Origin of the sequence: Shewanella sp. MSW (genome assembly GCF_007636515.1) — a bacterium.
In the GTDB taxonomy this organism is placed as follows: domain Bacteria; phylum Pseudomonadota; class Gammaproteobacteria; order Enterobacterales; family Shewanellaceae; genus Shewanella; species Shewanella indica.
In genome coordinates this window covers 110,091-129,256 of sequence record NZ_LVDR01000005.1, presented here as the reverse complement: position 1 = coordinate 129,256, position 19,166 = coordinate 110,091, and the positions used below count along the sequence as shown (strand labels likewise).

Annotated in this window: 21 protein-coding genes and 3 tRNA genes; 13 read left to right on the top strand and 11 right to left on the bottom strand. The window is 50.3% G+C overall.

Annotated features, from left to right (window positions below):
- Positions 1-117: 117 nt before the first annotated feature.
- From AYI96_RS07080 to AYI96_RS07060, 5 genes are all read left to right on the top strand, one after another.
- A complete protein-coding gene (locus tag AYI96_RS07080; RefSeq protein ID WP_144361293.1) occupies positions 118-942 on the top strand; it encodes an AraC family transcriptional regulator in 825 nt (274 codons plus the stop codon).
- A 93-nt stretch (positions 943-1,035) separates the two neighbouring features.
- On the top strand, positions 1,036-1,788 hold the full coding sequence (locus AYI96_RS07075; RefSeq protein ID WP_144361292.1) for a LysE family translocator: 753 nt from the start codon (positions 1,036-1,038) through the stop codon (positions 1,786-1,788).
- A gap of 151 nt (positions 1,789-1,939) precedes the next feature.
- The gene (locus AYI96_RS07070; protein ID WP_144361291.1) at positions 1,940-2,275 is read left to right on the top strand and encodes a hypothetical protein; all 336 of its coding nucleotides are present in this window, start codon (positions 1,940-1,942) and stop codon (positions 2,273-2,275) included.
- Between the two features lie 235 nt (positions 2,276-2,510).
- The gene (locus AYI96_RS07065) at positions 2,511-3,185 is read left to right on the top strand and encodes a response regulator (RefSeq protein ID WP_025011466.1); all 675 of its coding nucleotides are present in this window, start codon (positions 2,511-2,513) and stop codon (positions 3,183-3,185) included.
- On the top strand, positions 3,176-4,525 hold the full coding sequence (locus AYI96_RS07060) for a sensor histidine kinase (RefSeq protein ID WP_039033998.1): 1,350 nt from the start codon (positions 3,176-3,178) through the stop codon (positions 4,523-4,525). The genes AYI96_RS07065 and AYI96_RS07060 overlap by 10 nt, the downstream gene beginning before the upstream one ends.
- Positions 4,526-4,528: 3 nt before the next feature.
- Here the strand turns inward: AYI96_RS07060 and AYI96_RS07055 are convergent, their stop codons facing one another.
- A complete protein-coding gene (locus tag AYI96_RS07055) occupies positions 4,529-5,227 on the bottom strand; it encodes a 2OG-Fe(II) oxygenase (protein ID WP_039034019.1) in 699 nt (232 codons plus the stop codon).
- A gap of 115 nt (positions 5,228-5,342) precedes the next feature.
- Here AYI96_RS07055 and AYI96_RS07050 point away from each other — a divergent pair, with 115 nt between their 5' ends.
- The gene (locus tag AYI96_RS07050) at positions 5,343-6,602 is read left to right on the top strand and encodes an HD-GYP domain-containing protein (protein WP_144361290.1); all 1,260 of its coding nucleotides are present in this window, start codon (positions 5,343-5,345) and stop codon (positions 6,600-6,602) included.
- Between the two features lie 123 nt (positions 6,603-6,725).
- Complete coding sequence (locus AYI96_RS07045) at positions 6,726-7,037, top strand: DUF3135 domain-containing protein (protein WP_039033996.1); 312 nt, start codon at positions 6,726-6,728, stop codon at positions 7,035-7,037.
- Positions 7,038-7,064: 27 nt separating this feature from the next.
- Here AYI96_RS07045 and corA read toward each other — a convergent pair whose 3' ends face one another.
- From corA to AYI96_RS07015, 6 genes are all read right to left on the bottom strand, one after another.
- Positions 7,065-8,012, bottom strand: a complete 948-nt coding sequence (gene corA, locus AYI96_RS07040) for a magnesium/cobalt transporter CorA (RefSeq protein ID WP_039033995.1) — start codon at positions 8,010-8,012, stop codon at positions 7,065-7,067.
- Between the two features lie 99 nt (positions 8,013-8,111).
- Complete coding sequence (locus AYI96_RS07035; RefSeq protein WP_039033994.1) at positions 8,112-8,477, bottom strand: hypothetical protein; 366 nt, start codon at positions 8,475-8,477, stop codon at positions 8,112-8,114.
- Positions 8,478-8,994: 517 nt separating this feature from the next.
- The gene (locus AYI96_RS07030) at positions 8,995-9,876 is read right to left on the bottom strand and encodes a RimK/LysX family protein (protein WP_071476198.1); all 882 of its coding nucleotides are present in this window, start codon (positions 9,874-9,876) and stop codon (positions 8,995-8,997) included.
- An 83-nt stretch (positions 9,877-9,959) separates the two neighbouring features.
- Positions 9,960-10,325, bottom strand: a complete 366-nt coding sequence (locus AYI96_RS07025) for an STAS/SEC14 domain-containing protein (protein ID WP_039033992.1) — start codon at positions 10,323-10,325, stop codon at positions 9,960-9,962.
- 24 nt (positions 10,326-10,349) lie between these two features.
- On the bottom strand, positions 10,350-10,700 hold the full coding sequence (locus tag AYI96_RS07020; protein ID WP_039033991.1) for a DUF3802 family protein: 351 nt from the start codon (positions 10,698-10,700) through the stop codon (positions 10,350-10,352).
- Positions 10,701-10,841: 141 nt separating this feature from the next.
- Positions 10,842-11,417 (bottom strand): YceI family protein, encoded by a 576-nt coding sequence (locus AYI96_RS07015; protein WP_039033990.1) that lies wholly within the window; start codon positions 11,415-11,417, stop codon positions 10,842-10,844.
- Positions 11,418-12,026: 609 nt separating this feature from the next.
- Between AYI96_RS07015 and AYI96_RS07010 the strand changes: the two genes are divergently transcribed.
- Positions 12,027-12,506: a YchJ family protein gene (locus tag AYI96_RS07010; RefSeq protein WP_144361289.1), complete on the top strand. Its 480-nt coding sequence runs from the start codon at positions 12,027-12,029 to the stop codon at positions 12,504-12,506.
- 63 nt (positions 12,507-12,569) lie between these two features.
- Here the strand turns inward: AYI96_RS07010 and AYI96_RS07005 are convergent, their stop codons facing one another.
- The 3 genes from AYI96_RS07005 to AYI96_RS06995 form a co-directional block, all read right to left on the bottom strand.
- Positions 12,570-14,744: a putative bifunctional diguanylate cyclase/phosphodiesterase gene (locus AYI96_RS07005; RefSeq protein ID WP_039033989.1), complete on the bottom strand. Its 2,175-nt coding sequence runs from the start codon at positions 14,742-14,744 to the stop codon at positions 12,570-12,572.
- Between the two features lie 202 nt (positions 14,745-14,946).
- A complete protein-coding gene (locus AYI96_RS07000) occupies positions 14,947-15,237 on the bottom strand; it encodes a DUF406 family protein (protein ID WP_039033988.1) in 291 nt (96 codons plus the stop codon).
- 69 nt (positions 15,238-15,306) lie between these two features.
- Positions 15,307-15,795 carry a VC2046/SO_2500 family protein gene (locus AYI96_RS06995; RefSeq protein WP_144361288.1) on the bottom strand — a complete coding sequence of 163 codons (489 nt, stop codon included), beginning with the start codon at positions 15,793-15,795 and terminating at the stop codon, positions 15,307-15,309.
- Between the two features lie 125 nt (positions 15,796-15,920).
- Between AYI96_RS06995 and AYI96_RS06990 the strand changes: the two genes are divergently transcribed.
- The 4 genes from AYI96_RS06990 (at position 15,921) to AYI96_RS06975 (ending at position 17,489) form a co-directional block, all read left to right on the top strand.
- Positions 15,921-16,005: transfer RNA gene (locus AYI96_RS06990), tRNA-Tyr, on the top strand.
- Between the two features lie 38 nt (positions 16,006-16,043).
- Positions 16,044-16,128: transfer RNA gene (locus AYI96_RS06985), tRNA-Tyr, on the top strand.
- Positions 16,129-16,160: 32 nt separating this feature from the next.
- Positions 16,161-16,245: transfer RNA gene (locus tag AYI96_RS06980), tRNA-Tyr, on the top strand.
- A gap of 179 nt (positions 16,246-16,424) precedes the next feature.
- On the top strand, positions 16,425-17,489 hold the full coding sequence (locus tag AYI96_RS06975; protein ID WP_101055947.1) for a PLP-dependent cysteine synthase family protein: 1,065 nt from the start codon (positions 16,425-16,427) through the stop codon (positions 17,487-17,489).
- 62 nt (positions 17,490-17,551) lie between these two features.
- Here the strand turns inward: AYI96_RS06975 and queE are convergent, their stop codons facing one another.
- Positions 17,552-18,220 carry a 7-carboxy-7-deazaguanine synthase QueE gene (gene queE / locus AYI96_RS06970; RefSeq protein WP_144361287.1) on the bottom strand — a complete coding sequence of 223 codons (669 nt, stop codon included), beginning with the start codon at positions 18,218-18,220 and terminating at the stop codon, positions 17,552-17,554.
- Between the two features lie 180 nt (positions 18,221-18,400).
- Between queE and queC the strand changes: the two genes are divergently transcribed.
- Positions 18,401-19,147, top strand: coding sequence for a 7-cyano-7-deazaguanine synthase QueC (gene queC, locus AYI96_RS06965; RefSeq protein ID WP_144361286.1), 747 nt, complete (start codon positions 18,401-18,403; stop codon positions 19,145-19,147).
- Positions 19,148-19,166: the final 19 nt, after the last annotated feature.

Here is a 19,166-nt window from a genome sequence, read left to right as displayed (position 1 = left end):
TCCAATCTGTTATCGGTGTTTATAGGTCTGACTTTGATACCGGCCGTGCAATAATTTACTAGGCGGCCTGGATAACCGACCGCTAAGATAACATAAATTCTTACCCAGGATAGCAAGATGCACGAGGAGAAAATCCATTACTGGCGCGCCCCATCCCATCCCGAACTGGAGATCAGTCGGGCCAGTTTTCAACATTTTCACTTCGAGCCCCATGTTCATCTGGACTTTCATATCGGCGTGGTCAATCACGGCGGCCAGAACTTTCATTATCGTGGCCAAACCTGGCACCTGAGACCCCATTGGCTGTCGACCCTGGATCCCGACAGCAGCCATGATGGCCAGAGCAGCGAACAGCAGGGCTATTGTGCTCTGGTAATGTCCCTGCCCCATGACTGGCTGCAGCAACTGGCGCGGGATCTCGGCCTGGGATATTTCAGTTTTGCCGCGCCTTTGTTGTATCATCCGGCGCTGTATCGGGAATTTTGCCAGCTGCACCATTTGCTGACCCAACCCATAGCCGCCAATGATCTCCTGGTTTCCGAAACCGCGGTTATCGTCTTTTTGGAAAAGCTGCTGCGCCAGCACGGTCGCCAGCTCAATACCGAGAGACAGCCTCACGCCTTGAGTCAGAGTCAACTCGATAGGTTAAGAGAAGCCTTTCATGCCGATCCCGCTGCGCCATTTCGGTTGCCGCAGCTTGCCAAGGAGCTGGATCTCAGCCAATACCAACTGCTTAGGCAGTTTCGACAGAGAACCGGCATGACGCCACATGCCTACCTAAAGCGGATCCGCCTGGAATATGCCAAGAAAGCTCTGCTCAGGGGAGATAGTGTGATTTCGGTGGCGCAGCAAGTCGGCTTCTTCGATCAGAGCCATCTGAACAAGGCCTTCAAACGTGCCTTCCTGCTTTCTCCGCAGGCATTTCAGCGGCGCATGCTGTGAACGCCATACGCCTCTCTGATGGCTGAGCATTTCCCCCTATACCCAAATACTTTCAGCCTCGGCTCAATGAAGCACTACAGGATAACCTTGACTATGACAGATCTGCATCTTTTGCTGACCCTGGGCACCATTCACCTGCTGGCATTAGCGAGCCCGGGGCCGGATTTTGCATTGATCCTGAAAATCGCCAGCCGAGAGCCGCGCAATACCGCACTGGCGGCCGCCGTTGGCATCTCTCTGGCGATATTGATGCACACTGTCCTGAGCCTCACGGGGGTCAGCCTGGCCATTCAAAGCTCGCATACCCTGTTTGTGCTGGTGCAACTCTTTGGCGCCCTTTATCTGGGTTGGATGGGACTGGGAGCTTTTGGTGCTCAGGCCTGGCTTAAACGCGCCTTGGCGGCAAGGTCACTCGCTGAAGCGCAAACCAATGAATTACCAACCGGCCGGGAAGCAATCAATGATGCACAAGTCATGCAGTCCGAGGAGTTAAACAACAGGGTAGACAATAACCTTGGCAAAAGCACCAGCGATAACACTATGTCGGCTACTGCCGGGCTGCTGCTTGGGTTATCGACCAACCTGTTCAACCCCAAGGCGTTGGTGTTCTTTCTAACGCTGTTTTCCACCCTTATCACCCCAGAAGTCAGCAATCAGACCAAGCTGTTGGCCGCTATATTACTGCCGCTGCTCTCGGTTATCTGGTTTGCCATGTTGGCCATGCTGCTGTCTCACGCCCGGGTGCAGCAACGCCTGCTACGCTTTGGTCACTATATAGATTACCTTTGCGGCGCTATCTTCCTAGCTGTCTCGGTTGCCATACTGCTGCGGCTATTAACGGCTTAACCCCATAAAATTAAACAATAAGCTGCATATGAAACCCTAAGCCAGACGGGCTATAACCTTTAACTACAGGGATAAATTGTGAAGCAGTAAATAGAATACACCTTAAATTCAGACTAGAATGACCTCAATTCAATTGATTCAAGGTATCTCTATGTGGTGGCGTGTTGTTTTACTCTGTCTTGCTTATTGGCTACTGGGCGCTCATTTCCTCAGATACTCGCACACCATCGCCGCCGCAATCTGCCTGCTGGCACCGGCATTGCTGTTTGTGAAAAGCGCTGTTGGTATTCGCGTTCTGCAAATCGGTCTCTTGATCGGCGCCGTGCTGGTATGGGCCAAGAGTGGCTTTGAATATGTCGTTATGCGCCAGGCCATGGATGCCCCTTGGCTCAGGCTGGCATTTATTATGGGCGGGGTCACCCTGTTTACTCTGCTGAGCGCCTGGAGCGGTAATAAACTGGCCAGAAATCGTAACCGGGGCTCCTAGTCGTCACACCCGCCAACATTTCCATCTTGGGCCAATGACTCGACAATCCACATCAGAGGTCAGCGTAGGTTAAGTAATAGGGCTATACACTCGAGCCAGTGTATAGCCCTATTTTTTAGCGAGTTAGGTCTTAGGTTTAAATCTTGTATGACTGATACCTTTGCTTTAGCCTCGGCTTGAGCTGCTCCTGGGAACTGCGTACACTGTTCTGATTTCAGTTAAAGGCGTAAAGAATATGAGAATTTTGGTTGTTGAAGACGATCCCTTACTCTCCCACCACCTCAAGGTACAACTGGGAGAATTGGGAAATCAGGTTCAGGTGGCGGGAACCGCCAAAGAGGGATTTTTCCAGGCAACCAACTACCCCATTGACGTCGCCATTGTGGACTTGGGCTTGCCGGATCAAGACGGCATTGCACTTATCCAACGCCTGCGGGATGAAGATGTCAAAGCCCCTATTCTGATCCTGACCGCCCGGGTCAACTGGCAAGACAAAGTTGAAGGACTCAACGCCGGTGCCGACGACTACTTGGTCAAACCCTTTCAAAAAGAGGAATTGGTGGCCCGCCTCGATGCCTTGGTCCGCCGCAGTGCTGGCTTCGTCAAGCCGGTGATCAACAGCGGCGACCTGTCGTTGGATCTCGCCGCCAAGCAGGTCACCATGAATGGTGAGCCGATGGAGATCACCGCCTTCGAATATCAAATTCTCGAATATCTGATGCGCCACAACCATGAAGTGGTCGCCAAGCAACGTTTACTGGACGTTATTTATGGCGACAAAGAAGGCGATCCCAACACCATTGAGGTGATGGTGAGCCGACTGCGCAAGAAGTTGACCCGTGACGGCATCGAAAATCCAATAGTGACTATCAGAGGCCAGGGGTACAAATTCAACCTACCATGCAATTGAGAATAAAACCCAAGAAACGCCTGCTGACGCGGATGTTTCTCACTTCGTTGTCTATCATAGCCGTGGTCGGTTTTGGCTTGGCCTGGATGGTCAACATATTGCATGCGCAAAACAGCTACAACGAAGAGACGGCGCAGCTAATCGCCGAAATCCCTCAGGTGGCTGCCGAGCTCAGGGAGCATGACCTGATCCCGGATACCAGCTCCTGGCTTGAGGAGAACAACAAACAGGAGCGCTATGTTATCGCCTCCTGTGACGAGAAGTTCAAACAGGTATGGACCTCTTCGCTGGCAGTGGACAGAGGTCTGTTTGATACCTGTGAACGTTTCAATGAAATCCGCAACGAAGCGCCCCCCTACTACCTGAACATGGCCGACAATCGTGCCTATTTTGCCTATCTGCTGTCGGTCGATATCGCCGGTATTCACTACAACCTGTTGGTGCTCAAGGATGCGGCCAAGCTGGAACAGGAATACAGCCAATTTGCCAAACGCACCTATATTCGTCTGGCGCTGGTGTTGGCACTGGCACTGGTACTGCTGATCAGCGCCGCTTATTGGGGCATGCGGCCACTGGTACAGATGCGAAATGAGTTGAGATCCATCATCAACGGCAAGTCCAAGTCACTCTCCGGCGGTTATCCGGTGGAGCTGGAAGGCGTCACCCAGGCGCTCAACCAACTGCTGCAGCAATCCAGTGCTCAGCAACAGCGCTATCAAAATGCCATGAATGACTTGGCCCACAGTCTCAAAACCCGTCTCGCCGCTGTACATGCCATCACGGATGATGCCAGCCTGGATAAACAGGCCAGCAGCGAAAAAATCATGGAACAGGTGAGCCAGATGGATCAGCTGGTGAAATATCAACTCAAGCGAGCCATGCTGGGACGCAAGGGCCTCAAGCAGGAACAGACTCCGATTGCCCCTCTGGTGGATCAATTGGCACAGATGTTGTTCAAGGTATACCGAGACAAACAGGTGAAGTTCAGCGCCAAAATAGAGGACGAACTGCAGTTTCCCGGTAATCAAGGCGACTTGATGGAGCTGTTCGGCAACCTGATGGAAAATGCGTTCCGCCTATGTATTTCAACCGTTCGGGTCAGTGCCGGTTATCAAGGCAACATACTACAGATACAGGTGGAAGATGACGGCCCTGGTGTTGATGAGAGCCTTAAACAGAAGATCATCCAGCGCGGTGTGCGCGCTGATACCCAGTCACCGGGACAGGGAATTGGCCTTGCAGTGTGTAATGAAATCGTCAGCAGTTACGGCGGCACCCTCAGCATTGAGGATTCAGCACTGGAAGGCGCCTGCTTCCGTATTCAGATTCCCATGCAATAAGCCTCAGCGCCGGGTTGGTCCATAAAGCTGCTCGGCGCGATTAAACATGATCCAGGAAGTGGCAATATACTTGTCACCACTCTTTGGACGGTTGCCCCTGTGACTATGGGTAAATCCCGCCGGCGCTATCACCATAGTGCCCTTCTTCGGCGCAATTTTGCGCTGCTGATAGAAGAATTCCGTCTCCCCGCCTTCGGCCACATCATTGAGATAGAACATATAAAGCACCACTCTGTGCAAGGCGTCGTTGTGACCGGCCTGGGGAAACTGCTCAGAATGCCAATGGGGATAACCGCCGACATCGCGCTGATACCTTTGCAAATTGATGGTACCACTACGATAAAGGTATTGTACCAGCGCCTCAGCTCTGGGGGCTCCCAGGCGAGCATAGTTATCCGGTGTCAGGGTTACTGCATTGCCGGACTCATCAGCCACCTGCACGGCCACGGCTCCCATCAGCGCCATGGCATACTTATCAAAGTATCGTCCGGCATGCTTTAGTGTGTGGCCCAGCAGCTCATTACGCAGTGGCTGCAACTCTGGGTACTGATCCAATGTCAGATCGCGGCTGATTTTCTTTTCCTTGTCGACACCATGGCCTGTGCGGCCCTCGGTAACACCGGGATGAGCTTCAAAGGCGGCAATCAGACGATCGCATAACTCATCAGGGATAGCGTTGGGATATACTTCGATAAAGTCCATAAAAATCTCGATTTGCTTATATTTTTTATCCAAACATGCTTACATGTGAGCTAACTAATTGTAAAGCGTACTCTTTGCGATAAAATGATTCGATTGCTTAAAAAAGATGATTTGAATGAACAAGAGCTGTAGAGTCAGTGTCCAACAACTGCAGGTGGGTAACTTCGTCCGTCTTCCTCTGGCATGGAAAGATCATCCTTTTCTTTTCAGTAGCTTCCGTATCAAACAGCAGGCGCAAATCGAGCTAATCCGTAAGCTGGGCATAGACAGTGTGTTTGTGGTACCGGACCGCAGTGATACTCCGCCGCTGCCTGCCAATCAACAAGCTGCCCCAGTGGAAAATCCACAGGAAGTCACCTCTCTGCAACAACAGATGGAAAGCGACAAGCAACAAAGGATCGAAATTCTCAAGAAAATGCGTCGCGAACTGCATAAGACAGAGGAGCATTTCGACCGTTCACTGGCAAGGATGCGCAATCTGGTCAACAAACTGCGCAGCCGCCCTCTGAATGCTGTTACCGAAGCGCAGGACTTGGTGCGGGACATTGCCGAGCAACTTTTATCCTCCGACAACCTGATCCTGCATTTAATGGCCGATTCGGATAAAAACGAAGGCATCTATTTTCACTCACTCAACGTTGCCATTCTCACCATGTTGGTGGCCAAAGAGTTGCAATGGCCCAGAGAAGATATTGAGGCCGTGGGCCTGGGTTCGCTATTCCACGACATAGGTAAACTCAAACTGCCAAGCCAGATACTGCGCAAGCAGGCTCCCTTGACTAAACCCGAGCAAAACCTGCTGAACCAGCACCCGCTGATGGGCGCAGAGTTCATCAAGCTGGCAGCCGAATTTCCAGAAAATGCCAGGGACGTTATCACCAATCACCATGAACTACTCGATGGCAGTGGTTTCCCAAGAGGCTTGAAAGCCGATGAACTGAGTCAAGCTTCCCAGTTGGTGGCCGTGGTGAACCAATATGACTCTCTTTGCCATCCAGGAGTGCAATCCAAGGCCAAGACGCCTTATGCTGCTCTGGGCTATCTGTATAAATACTCCAAGGGAAAACTGAATCAGGAATATGTCGGCAAAATGATTAAGATCCTCGGGGTCTATCCTCCCGGCAGCGTGGTCGAACTTTCTTCCGGCCAATATGGGCTGGTAATGTCGGTCAACCTGGATAAGCTGCTGCTGCCGCGAATTCTGGTATATGACGCTCTGGTGCCCAAAGATCAGGCGCCGATTATCGACTTGGAAGCCGAAGGCCTTGCTATCGTGCGCTGCCTGCCACCGGCGGCCCTGCCGGAGAAAATCTTCAAGTATCTCAATCCCAGAGAGCGGGTCAGCTATTACTTCGGCAGCGAAAGCAAAGGCTGAGCCCTCGGCTTATATAACCAAAGTCATTATCGCCATCATAGTTAGACTGAACTAATCTTGTTGTTGCAACCTGGATTTGGGTAGCCTGAAACCAGGCTCACCCCTCACAGGCGGAGGCCGGCAATGACAGAACTACCGGATTTTGACACCTTGATGTGGCTGGCTCAAAACCAGCCGGAAGAATTGGACAAGCTACAGGAGCGTTTGAGTAATGAGTTGATTAATGGTTCCGACTCCAACCAGGACCAGCTCAGAACCATTAAACACCACCTGCAGCAGAGACTGGCACGCTGCAACAACCCGTATCACAGATGCCTGGTCAGCATCCGTATTATGCGCCACAAGTTCGCCGCGTTGGCGAGCGTGTTGGAAGCTCCGGACCAATACAGAGATCACAAGGCTCAAGTTATACCATTAAGGCGCAAGCCCCTGTAACCAAGGTACTAAAGTCCTTAACCAGATTTACAGCCAACCTTTGCGGCGGAAAAACAGGTAAGTGCCTGCCGCACTGGCCAACATCATCACCACCGCCATAGGGTAACCAAAGTACCACTCAAGCTCAGGCATCTCTTTGAAGTTCATCCCGTAACTACTGGCAATCAGGGTTGGCGGCAGAAAGACCACGGCCGCAACCGAGAAGATTTTAATGATCTTGTTTTGCTGCAAGCCACTGAAACCCATGGCAGCATCCAATAAGAAGTTGAGTTTGTCGAAGATAAACTGACTATGGGGCATCAGGGATTCGATGTCCGACAACATCTCGCGAATTTCCTTGAGTTCGTCTTCAGCCAGTTCCTTACGGTAATACTTCTGTATGTAACGCAGCGATCTCTGGGTATCGAGCAGACTCAAACGTATCTTGCCGTTGGAGTCTTCCTGCAAGGTGATCAGTTTAAACACATCATCGAGTTCATTACTCTCAAACACCTGCTCACCGACGTTTTCCAGCACAGTGTAAACATCTTCAATCAAGTCAGAGAGGTACTCTACCTTGAGGTTAAAGAGCTCGATAAACAGTGCCTGAGGCGTGGCCACCATGATACGCCCAAGGCGCAAATAGTTGCGCAATAGGCGAATAAGACCAACATCCTCTTCGCGTATGGTGACCAAAAACCGGCTACGCAGGTTGAATGAAACGTTAACCCCGCGTACATCCTGACCAACCCGCTGCGGAAACAGAGAGTTGATATGCAGGCCGTCTTTGTTTTGATAGAAACGTGCCGAGGCCTCAATCTCATTGATATCTTCCTCGTCGGGCACCTCTTCCACCGAATAACGGCTCAACCAATCCCGCTCATCGTCATCCGGCTTGTAAAGATCCAGCCACAGAGTCTGTTCCGGAAGACCGTCTTCTATGGTCAGCTCAATAATTTTAAGCTGCTGATCCTGATAGGTGTATGCAGTAATCATGGGTCCTCCTGAAGATAACAATGCCGTAGAAAGAAATGCCCGGCAAAAAAATGTGCCTAGTTTACCTGATAAGCCATCAATGAAAAGCGTTCAGTGGCGTCAGGGGACACTTTTCTCGGCTATCATCAAACGCTCCTCGGTGGAGAGACGGATCCTGAGTCCGTCCACGGTAACCAGTTCATTGGCCGAGATATCTTTCTTACGCACCTGATAGACTTCCCGTCGTTCTTCCTTGGGTGAAACCAAGGTCACGGAGACCACCTGATAACCATCAAACCATTGCCAGGCAAAAAAGCCACAGGCCAGTATCAAGGTAATACCCACGGCTCCAGGAACCAAAAAGCGTTTGAACAAAGGCAAAGGTTCGGCGACCTCTTTCTTTCTTACCTCAGGGCTTGACCTTCGTTTGAGCATGGCCCATGCCAGCGCCAACACCAGGGCTGTCAGCAGGATTTTGGTCAACAAGCTCAACTCCTCATTCTTAGCCAAAAATCTATCAAAGCATCAAATTATTAATTATAAAGGAAAAGCGCATCCTTGACAGTTAGCTGCATCATAAAGCTGCCTGCCAAATCTTAAAGTATTTGAATTAACACTATATGACCGAACTTACATATCGTCTCGACACCATTCACCGCCAGCTTCAGCAGCCATAAAGCACTAAAGCCTGGCGCCAGCGCATGCAAAGCAATACTGGATTATATTGCAAACGGCAGTGAGCAACTCGCAGAAAGGCTTACTTTGATGGGTTTGAGATCAATCTATGTTCAAAAAACGGGGCTAAGATGTACTAGCTAAGACGGCAACAAGACTCTCCCACCGACCGCCCTTTCAGTAGCAGTAGCCCCATTTATGGCTTGAATCGATAACCAACGGCTTTTAGGCAAGCACCACTGATACAAAAGCCGTTACGATCTCTCGGTATCTGTCTTATGCATCGACATTAAATAACATCAATAATATTGAAGATTGGCAACGCATATCAGTCATTTTCTTTAAGGCTGACATCTACCAGGTAGTGGCCCTGCAACCAGTTTCGCCCAATCAACAGTTTGTGGGTCATCTTGCTTCTGTCTTTAAGGTTAACCTTGACCGGATACTCCCTTCCCGGCTCACCAATATTGAGTTCCACCATATAACGGATTTCACTGCCCTGAGCATTACGAATCAACGAGGTATTGGTAATCATGGCATGCAGACGCTGCTTTTCACCCTTTTCATTTTCTGTCGTAAAACTCAGCTGCTTGCCGATATTCTTTTCCATATCCTCGTCACCATTCTCCACTTTCAGATCTGTGGCATGCAACGAGTTTTCTACCGCGCCGGTATCAATACGGGTTTGAAAAATCAGCCCGGATTCCCGCACACTGATAGGAGCAACTGGTCCTATAATGCGTTTCTCGGCCACATCCACCAGAAAGTCATCAGCCAGCCAATTGCGGCCGATAAGCAGTTTATAATCCATGTGGCTGCGGTCTCTGAGATTAACCTTGACCTTACGCTTGTGTTTGCCGAACGCGATATTCAGCTCCACCATGTAACGCGTCTCCCGCCCTTGAGAGTTGCTGACGGTAGATGTCTTGACAATTTTTGCCTTGAGCTGCTTTTTCTCGCCACTTTCATTCTCAGTGGTGAAGCTGAGCATTTTACCCACGTTATCCTGCATCTTTTTGGCGCTGCCGCCTATCACCTTGAGACCGACCGCATGCATAGAAGTATTGGCCGCCCCGGTATCAATTCGGGCCTCAAAACTGAGTCCGGCTTCGGCGACCGTCATAATTTCAGTCTGACCTATAACTGTTTTTTCCTGGGCAAACACGGATGTCGAAAGCAACATAAAACAAAGACCAAGTTTTTTAAGCATGGGACTATTCCATTCATTTCAACTAACGAGATGAAAATCCGGCAGAAATACCGGAACTTAAAGATAAGACAGATGTTAACGCTTCAGGTTCCCGAGAGCCAGGCTCGAGCCTTAGTCAATTCCGTCCTGGGAAACACGAATACCGGGCAAGGGATCATCAGCGCCAAGGTTTGCGCCATTCCTTCAATCACAGAGCTGTCAGTAATAACAGCTATACGGGAAAAGTCTTGCAAATGAAACAGCCCAAGACAGGCATCATCCCATACGGCCTGCAAAGAGATACCCTCGAAGTCGGCGCCGTATTCATACCAGAGTTTAATGAGCACATGTTCCCTAAGTTTGGACTCAACCGCCGGTAGCAAGACAGCATCATAATCTTCACTACTGACAATACCGCTGGCACGAACCGCCACAGTATTGTCATCAAACCCGGAAAGCAGTGTCAGCATCCTGAGCCTCCAGTTTATGCATTATTAAACCTGGAGTTTGGCAATTTCCTGATCGAACAGATTCTTGATCAAACCGGCAAACTCACTGATAAATAAGGTTTGTTTTGCCGTGGCCTTATGGTTGGCCACCTTGGCCAAGATCTCTTCCAGATCATACACTATGGCATCGATTTCACGGATGACTGTGTTGCGTTGGACGAAAGATAGTTGTGGGTTTTGGCCACAGACCATAATAATCTGTGCCGACAGCTGCTCTTCGAACTCCTCCATAACGCTGCTGTCGCTCAAAGATCCCCCCTCAGGGGTCTCAAACAATCCAAGGTGTTCAGTCAGGAATTGAATGAGGTGCATATAGCCGTCTTTGTCTGTAACCATCTTTCTTCCCGCGTGCAACGTCTCAGGCCAACCCATAAGGGGCACACTCTCCGGTCTAATTGCCTATTAAGCCGCGACCGGAAAGTCACATTATGAAACAAATTCCACCTTGAGTCTTGCCTCAAATCAAGCTGTCGTTCGTTACTTGTTTAATCTTAGAACAAATGAAACAGGAACAGCCTTGCTGATGCTGGATAGACCGGCAATTTCACGTAATTTTTCAACCCCATCGGTCAGACCAAACTCTTCGGCATTCACTATGACGGCTTTCTGTGAAGTGACCAAAAGGCTCGACGGCCCAAGCCTGGCCACAACCAGTTCAAAACGTTTGTTCTGGGTCTTACCATGCAGTGACAATACGCCATCTATCTCAGTACTCAACAACTCACCTGGCTTGAGCTTATCCACCAACTCAGCGGGTACTTGAGCCGTCAGCGTAAGGGTCGGGAAATTGGCCACTTCAAACAACATGGTTTGCATCCGTTTATCCCGTATCTCTATGCCGGTATTGACCCCGCTTAGCGGAATTTCCAGCTTGAATTCGCCATTATCAGCAAGCGTGCCACTCAACTGGTTAAACTCATGTACCTCGGCAATGTCACCTTTTTTAACCGATATAAAACTGACCTTGGAATCGGCATTATCCAACTGCCAGTCAGCCGCCAGCGCCAGATTACTGAAGGCGCCGAGCGCCAATAAAGGGATCCATTTCTGCATATTCTTTTCCTTGTAGGGCATAAAGTGAACTGAGCCTGGATTTAAGATGTTTAAAAACAGACACTTCGCCAGAGAAAGGGCAATTAAGCCCATCTGTGATCTGCATCGGCTTACCGGCCTGAATGCAAGGCGTGGCTTGCAGCAGATAGCCTTACTCCTTTGCAAGAACAACACAGCAGATAGGCCGATAAGCCACGCCCTTCGGGGCTCTTACGGCAATAGTGCCACGAGAACTTACTCGCACCTTCCCTAGATTACTCATTACTAAAGCATATTGTTCAATTCAATAAAACAGGTTCGCTATTTTTTAACCGAAATGACTGTCGTTTCATCCTGAAGTAGCCTGTACGCGGCTTTCACCCAGACGCACTTCTGCAAGCCATTCCAGCCCCGAATATCGATACATGCTCCCGCTTACCCTATCCTTCAAATCTGTTTACTTATCCTTCGAATAAAGTGACTCCGTTCCTGCCTACACTTGCGGAAAACTGCGAAATTCACCCGAATAAATTGATTGTTTCAATGCAAGCCAGGCCTCAAAGCGCTATGATCTCCGGCAATGCAAACCCAAGCCGTTTAACCGGCCCCAAATTGAAACTGAAAACCTCGATGACAGCGAACCTCCTTTGCCCCTGCAACTCCAAGCTCCCTTATAGTGAATGTTGTCAGCCGCTTCACACCAAACAACACAGCGCCGCCAATCCAGAGCAATTGATGCGCTCCCGCTATGCCGCCTTTGTTAAAGCAGAATTTGATTATCTTATCGATACCCATCACCGGGATTATCGCCAGGGACTGAGCGCACAAACCCTGGCCCAGATGCCAAAGACCCAGTGGTTGGGCCTGCAAATTGTCGCGCGGGAGCCTTTGACAGCTGGACAAACCAAGGCCAGAGTCACTTTCAAGGCCTGGTATCTGGCCGATGGCCAGTTGGACGCTATTTTTGAAGAATCTGAATTTATATTTGAGGGCGGCCGCTGGTTTTACACCGAGGGCAAGCAGTTTGCGGTCAGCTATCCCAAGCGCAACGACACTTGCATTTGCAATAGCGGCAACAAGTTCAAACACTGCTGCCTGAAACGAATTTAACTTAGGCTGGATTTAACTTAGGCCGGATTTAAGTGTGGAACCTAAAAAACTTAAACTAGCTGATCAATGCAGCAATGCAGGTTGACTCTGTTGCAGAAAAGCATTGAATTCGGCCTCTCTGAGCGCCGGGCTGTACAGGAACCCCTGGGCCTGATGACACATGCATGAAGTAAGGAAGCTTTCCTGTTCAGCGGTTTCAACCCCTTCAGCTGTCAGGGAAATATTCAACGCCTTGGCCATGGCGATAATCGCACTGACGATTTCGCGGCTCTCGCGGCTAATGCTGAGATCAGAGATAAAGGATCTGTCGATCTTGAGCTTACTGATGGGAAACTGTTTCAAATAGCGCATTGAACTGTAACCCGTACCGAAATCATCAATGGCAAGCCCTACCCCCAAGTCAGCCAGTTCCTGGCATAAATTGGTGGCATAACGTATATCCTCCATCAATTCGGTTTCGGTGATCTCCAAAATAAGAGTGCCGGGTTTCAAGCGGTAACGGTTGAGCAACTGCCAAACCTGTTCATAAAGATTACTACCGAAAAACTGCCGCGCCGACACGTTCACATGCATGGCAATATTGATATTGTGGTGCTGCCACAAATTAAGCTGGCGACAGGCAGCCTCCAGTACCCAGGTGCCTATGGCATTGATGAGCCCCGACTGTTCGGCAATATCGATAAAGGCGCCGGGATAAAGTACTCCCCGCTTGGGATGATGCCAGCGGATCAGCGCTTCCGCGCCTATGTAACTGCAGCTTTGCAGATCTTTAAGCGGTTGATAATAAAGTTCAAACTGCCTACCCCGAATGGCAGCGTGCAGATCTCTTTCTATCTGGGCATCATCCTTGAACGCCTTGAGCAGTGCGCTGTTGAAAAACTGAATGGCCGTGCCCTGCTTCTTTTTGGCGTATTGCAGCGCAATATCGGCGCAAGTCAGCGGCGCGACCAACTCGGCGACTTCGGCAATGTCTACCGCAGCCAGTGCCGGCTTGGGATCCACTTGCTCACGGCCGATATTGATAGGATTTCGCAGTTGTTGATAGAGGCGATGACAGCAGGCATCGATATCGAGATCGCCGCTATCATCAAGCAACAATGCAAATTCATCGCTGCCTACTCTGGCAATACTGCAGTCGGGATAAAGAGAAGCAAAATGTTTCAGACGACGGGCGACTTCAATCAACAGGGCGTCGCCCTGTTCATGTCCATAGGTATCATTGAAGCGTTTAAAACCAATCAAATCGATCAGCAGCAACTGCCCGCTAAAGGTTCTATCGAGTAAACGATTAAAATGGGTACGGTTGTATAGCCCGGTCAGGCTGCAACGCCAGGCCAAGCGCTCAAGTTCGGCCTGATAGTTATGCTGCTCGGTACAATCTTCGCAGGATACCAACACATAGTGATTACCACGCTGGGTAATAAATTGACTGGCATGGTATCTGAGCCAGTATTCCTGGCCAGACTCCCGATTAAGCATCACTTCGCCCGTCGCTACTTCGCCACGCAACACCTTGGCCAGGGTCATTTCAGCCTGTTTGGGTTGCTGCTTGAAGAAGGACAACTGCTTTAGACTGGCACCCAGCATTTTCTCTTTTGGGATGCCGGTGATCTGTTCATGGGCGCTGTTGATGTATTCAATCGCTTCTGTGTGCAAATTGATCAGCATACTGACCTGGGCCGATTGTTCAGCGGCCGACTGAAACAGCGTCAGCAATTCATCTTTGCGGTAGGCGTCATGGGTCGCCAGAGTCAGCGCAAGCTGGTCAGCCACTTGCGATGCCAAATGGATTTCCAAATCACTCCAGTGATGCCCGGTAGAGGTTCGCTCCAGGCTCAAAACCCCTTCAATATGACCATTGATCCTGATAGCAACATCCAGAGAACTGGCAATACCGTTGACGCTAAAATAGATTTCGGCAAGTTCGCTCATGCGCCAATCAACCACCGCATCATTGGCGTCAATATGGCGTTTTTGCTTGAGTTGGTCGATATAAGATGGAATTTGATTGAGGTGTAATGGACGCGGCGTTTTAAGAGGCTTTCCCGAGCCAAAGCGGGCAACTTCAAACTGTACATGCTGATCCCTGGACCAGGACCAGACACTGGCATGTTGCACATCGAGATATTGACACAGGAGTTCTGTAGCCAGTTCAGCCGTCTTGGCGAAGTCGCCCTGTTGCTTGGCAACCGAGTTGGTCAACAACTCCAGCAATCGCTGATAACTACGTCGCTTCACACATATCCTCAGGTTCCCTTTCGGGCTCAAAGAAACCCGCGCCGAATGCGCGGGCCTGCCATCATATCTCTGCGCGAGATTACACTTTTACATAATACCCAGCAAGACAACTCATACTTTGTTACATTTACCTTGTTATGTCTTGCTTTGTGGCTTTGGTTTACGAACAGAACACTACTGACCATTTGGCTAAAAGCGCAGCTTATGCCAAAGCGTTTTCCAACTGAAAAATCATTTTCTCGGCACTGCAGGAAAAAGTCAGCGCCAGGGTCACAGTCTGCTCTGAGTTGCTGAGTTCTACCTTGACATCGGCGAAGCGGTCTGTGGCCAATTGCTTGAGAGCCTCGGCATCAACCATTGCCGACTCACCTTGAAAAGTCAACGAAAGCAAGGTGTCTCCTTCTTCGACCACTGTTCCTATATCCACATAGCTGCCACATTCGGCACAAGTGTCCTGCACATTGGCGGCCTGAGCCTGTTCAATACTCTTCATCTCTTATCTCCGATAGTGAGAGTCACGCAACAGTATAAACCATGGACGACCCCTGGACTGAGGCAAGCCTCACGCCGTTTGATATAGACAGGCCAGTTTACGTTGTTCCGATAGTTGATCAACAAACTCCATCAATGCCACCTTGGGTTGGTTCAAGACACCTTCCGTGCGCAGCCTTGTGCGCCAATCACAATTATTCAGCGCTTCCTGCATCCCGCTGTCTCTCTTCCCTCGAATAACCACAGGTTCAGGCATCAAGGCCTGGGCCAACTGAAAGCTACGTTCACCGTCACTGAGAAAATGATAGCTGTTGTCTACCGGCAAAGGCTCCTGACTCAAGTCGCCAAGCAAAGCTTGAGGCGCAGGCAAGTCAAATTGCTGCCGCAGGACAGTGTCTAGTTCAATATCGTCGTGCAGGTGAAACTGAGGCCAATCGCGCACATCTTGAGACAGCAATGCCAAAAGCAGGGCAAACTCACCCCGGCGATGGGACTCAACAGCCAGATTCAACCGTTCGCCCAATTGCAGCTCATTGATTAAGGAAACATCAGCACGCATAAAAAAACACCAACAAAACAACTCGTTGTTAGTTAATCGACCAAATGACCACGAACTTTAGCCCTTTTTTTAAAATCGGGCTTTACATGAAAAAGGTTTCTGACTACTATGGCGGCCGCAATTGAGGAGGGGTTCCCGAGTGGCCAAAGGGATCAGACTGTAAATCTGACGGCTCCGCCTTCGAAGGTTCGAATCCTTCTCCCTCCACCATTTGCCTACAATTTAAAAAGACACGAAAGTGAAATCGTGGAGGGGTTCCCGAGTGGCCAAAGGGATCAGACTGTAAATCTGACGGCTCCGCCTTCGAAGGTTCGAATCCTTCTCCCTCCACCATCTTTCACTCCAATGTCTGGCTCCAAATATGTGGAGGGGTTCCCGAGTGGCCAAAGGGATCAGACTGTAAATCTGACGGCTCCGCCTTCGAAGGTTCGAATCCTTCTCCCTCCACCATTTCTTTTTATCCTTTAATAAAACTCGCAAACGTTTTATCTGCGCCTAAACTATCCAATTCCACAATAATCAATAGCCTAGCCTGTATCTGTGCCTGAATGCACCTGAGTTTTCGCTATCCATTGTCATTACCTTTGGTTATGATTAAGACCATCCTGTTATAAGAAAGAACAGCAACAATGGCCGATCTCTGGGTAAACGAAGCAATTGCCAAAATCGAAGCCGATTTTCAGCGCAGCGCCGACACACATTTGATTAAACTGGAACTGCCGGCGGTAGCCGGAGTGGATATCTACCTTAAAGACGAAAGCACCCATCCAACCGGAAGCCTCAAACACCGTTTGGCAAGATCACTGTTTCTCTACGCCCTGTGTAACGGCTGGATCAAACAGGATACTCCTGTCATTGAATCCTCATCCGGCAGCACTGCTGTCTCCGAGGCCTACTTTGCCCGACTGCTGGGACTACCCTTTATTGCCGTTATGCCGGCGTCCACCGCCCGCAAGAAGATACAGCAGATAGAGTTTTATGGCGGCCGTTGTCACTTTGTCAATCACTCCAGCGAAATATACGCCGAGTCTGAACGGCTGGCGCGGGAGCTGAATGGCCATTATATGGATCAGTTCACCTATGCCGAGCGAGCCACCGACTGGCGCGGCAACAATAACATTGCCAATGCCATTTTCGATCAGATGCAGCGCGAGCCCTTCCCTATTCCCGAGTGGATTGTGATGAGCCCGGGTACCGGCGGCACTTCGGCCACCATTGGCCGTTATATCCGCTATCAACGGCTTTGCACCAAGCTGTGTGTGGTCGACCCGGATAACTCAGTGTTCTATGACTATTTTCAACAAAGAGATGCGGCCATCACCTGTGAGCAAGGCAGCAAGATTGAAGGTATAGGCCGGCCCAGAGTCGAGCCCTCCTTTATCCCGGGGGTAGTCGACTCCATGTTGAAGATCCCCGATGCCGCCTCAGTGGCGACAATCCATTGGCTGGAACAGATCATCGGCCGCAAGACAGGGGCCTCGACCGGCACCAACCTCTATGGCGCCCTGATGCTGGCGGCCGAAATGAAACGCGACAATCGCCAGGGCTCAATAGTGACCCTGATCTGCGATCCCGGTGAGCGCTATCTGGACACTTATTACAACCCCGAGTGGATAGCCGCCAATATAGGGGATATCAGCCAGTATCAAAACAAACTGAAACTGTTTGAAACCACAGGTGAGCTCTGCTGCTAAGAGCGCGCTTCAGATAACAAAAAGCCGCATCAATGCGGCTTTTTGTCGATTACCACTACAGATTAATCGATATCCAGATACTTGTGAGTCTGGATAGACAAACGCCAGTTGCGTTCGATACAGATTTTCATCGCCAGCGCCGTCGCCCGGCTCTTCTGGCTGATGGGCTGCAGGCAGATAGTCTTGTCTTTGAGATCCAGTCCCTGCAGCAGTTGATCCAGTTCCTCAATATGAGCCTCGGTCGCCACCGGATGCTTAATCTCATTTGCCCGCTCCAGCGCCTGATGCAGCACCGGCATCCCACCCTTCATACCGACCTTGGGCGAGACTGTGACCCAGGTATCTGCGCTGCAATTCACCTCAAAGGTGCCACTGGTTTCAATTTGAGTGCGAAAGCCTGCGGCATTAAATGCTTCTGTCATTTCAGTGAGCGGATAGAGACAAGGCTCACCCCCTGTGATCACTATATGCCTGGCATTGAATCCCTGCAGTTTAAACGCCTCCAGTAACGACTTGGCATCATGCTCGGCCCAGCGGCCGATACTGCCATCGGTGCGGATCACATCGGCAGGTTTCACCTGATTGTGCTCAAGCTTGTCCCAGGTCTGGCGGGTATCACACCAAGGACACCCCACAGGGCAACCCTGCAAACGCACAAAAATGGCCGGAACGCCGGTAAATACACCTTCCCCCTGCAGGGTTTCAAAGACTTCGTTGACGGGGTAGTACATCGGGGTTCCTCATATTTGCCAGGGCGGCATTTATAGAGGAATTTAGCCCCAAGCGCAAGGATGAGCGAATTTTCCGTTTTTTATCCAGTCGGCGCTGACAGCCAACCAAATTAGGGTAAACTGTGGCGATTGAGTCATCCCTTTGAATAGACGCTTATGTCTTCATCCAATCAATCGCTTATGTCATCAGAATCAAACGCACCGCAAACCACAGAGCCGCCCCAAAGCACTAAGCCAACTATTTCCAAGGCGATAGTCGTTTTCAGCGGCGGTCAGGACTCCACCACCTGCCTTATTCAGGCCTTGGCCCAGTATGATGAAGTACATGCCATCACCTTCGACTATGGCCAGCGCCACAGCCAGGAGATTGAAGTTGCCAAGCAACTGGCGCAAAAACTCGGCGCCGCCAGTCACAAGGTGCTGGATGTTACTCTGCTCAATGAGTTGGCCATCTCGGCCCTGACCCGCGACAATATTCCGGTATCAAACGACTTGATGGACAATGGTCTGCCCAATACTTTTGTTCCCGGACGCAATATTCTGTTTCTGACCCTGGCGGGGATCTATGCCTATCAAATAGGCGCCGATGCCGTCATCACAGGCGTCTGCGAGACCGACTTCTCCGGCTACCCGGACTGTCGTAATGACTTTATCAAGGCAATGGAATCTGCACTGGTACAAGGCATGGACAGACAGCTGCGTTTGGTTACGCCACTCATGTGGCTCAACAAGGCCGAAACCTGGGCACTGGCAGATAAATACCAGCAACTGCCACTGGTAAGAGATGAAACCCTTACCTGCTATAACGGCATTCTTGGCAAAGGCTGTGGCACCTGCCCCGCCTGTTTACTGCGCCAAAAAGGGCTGGATGAGTATCTGGCAACACCGGACAGCATCCAGGCAATACTGGCGGCCAAGACAGCGTGAAGCCGAGCTCCGCTTATTT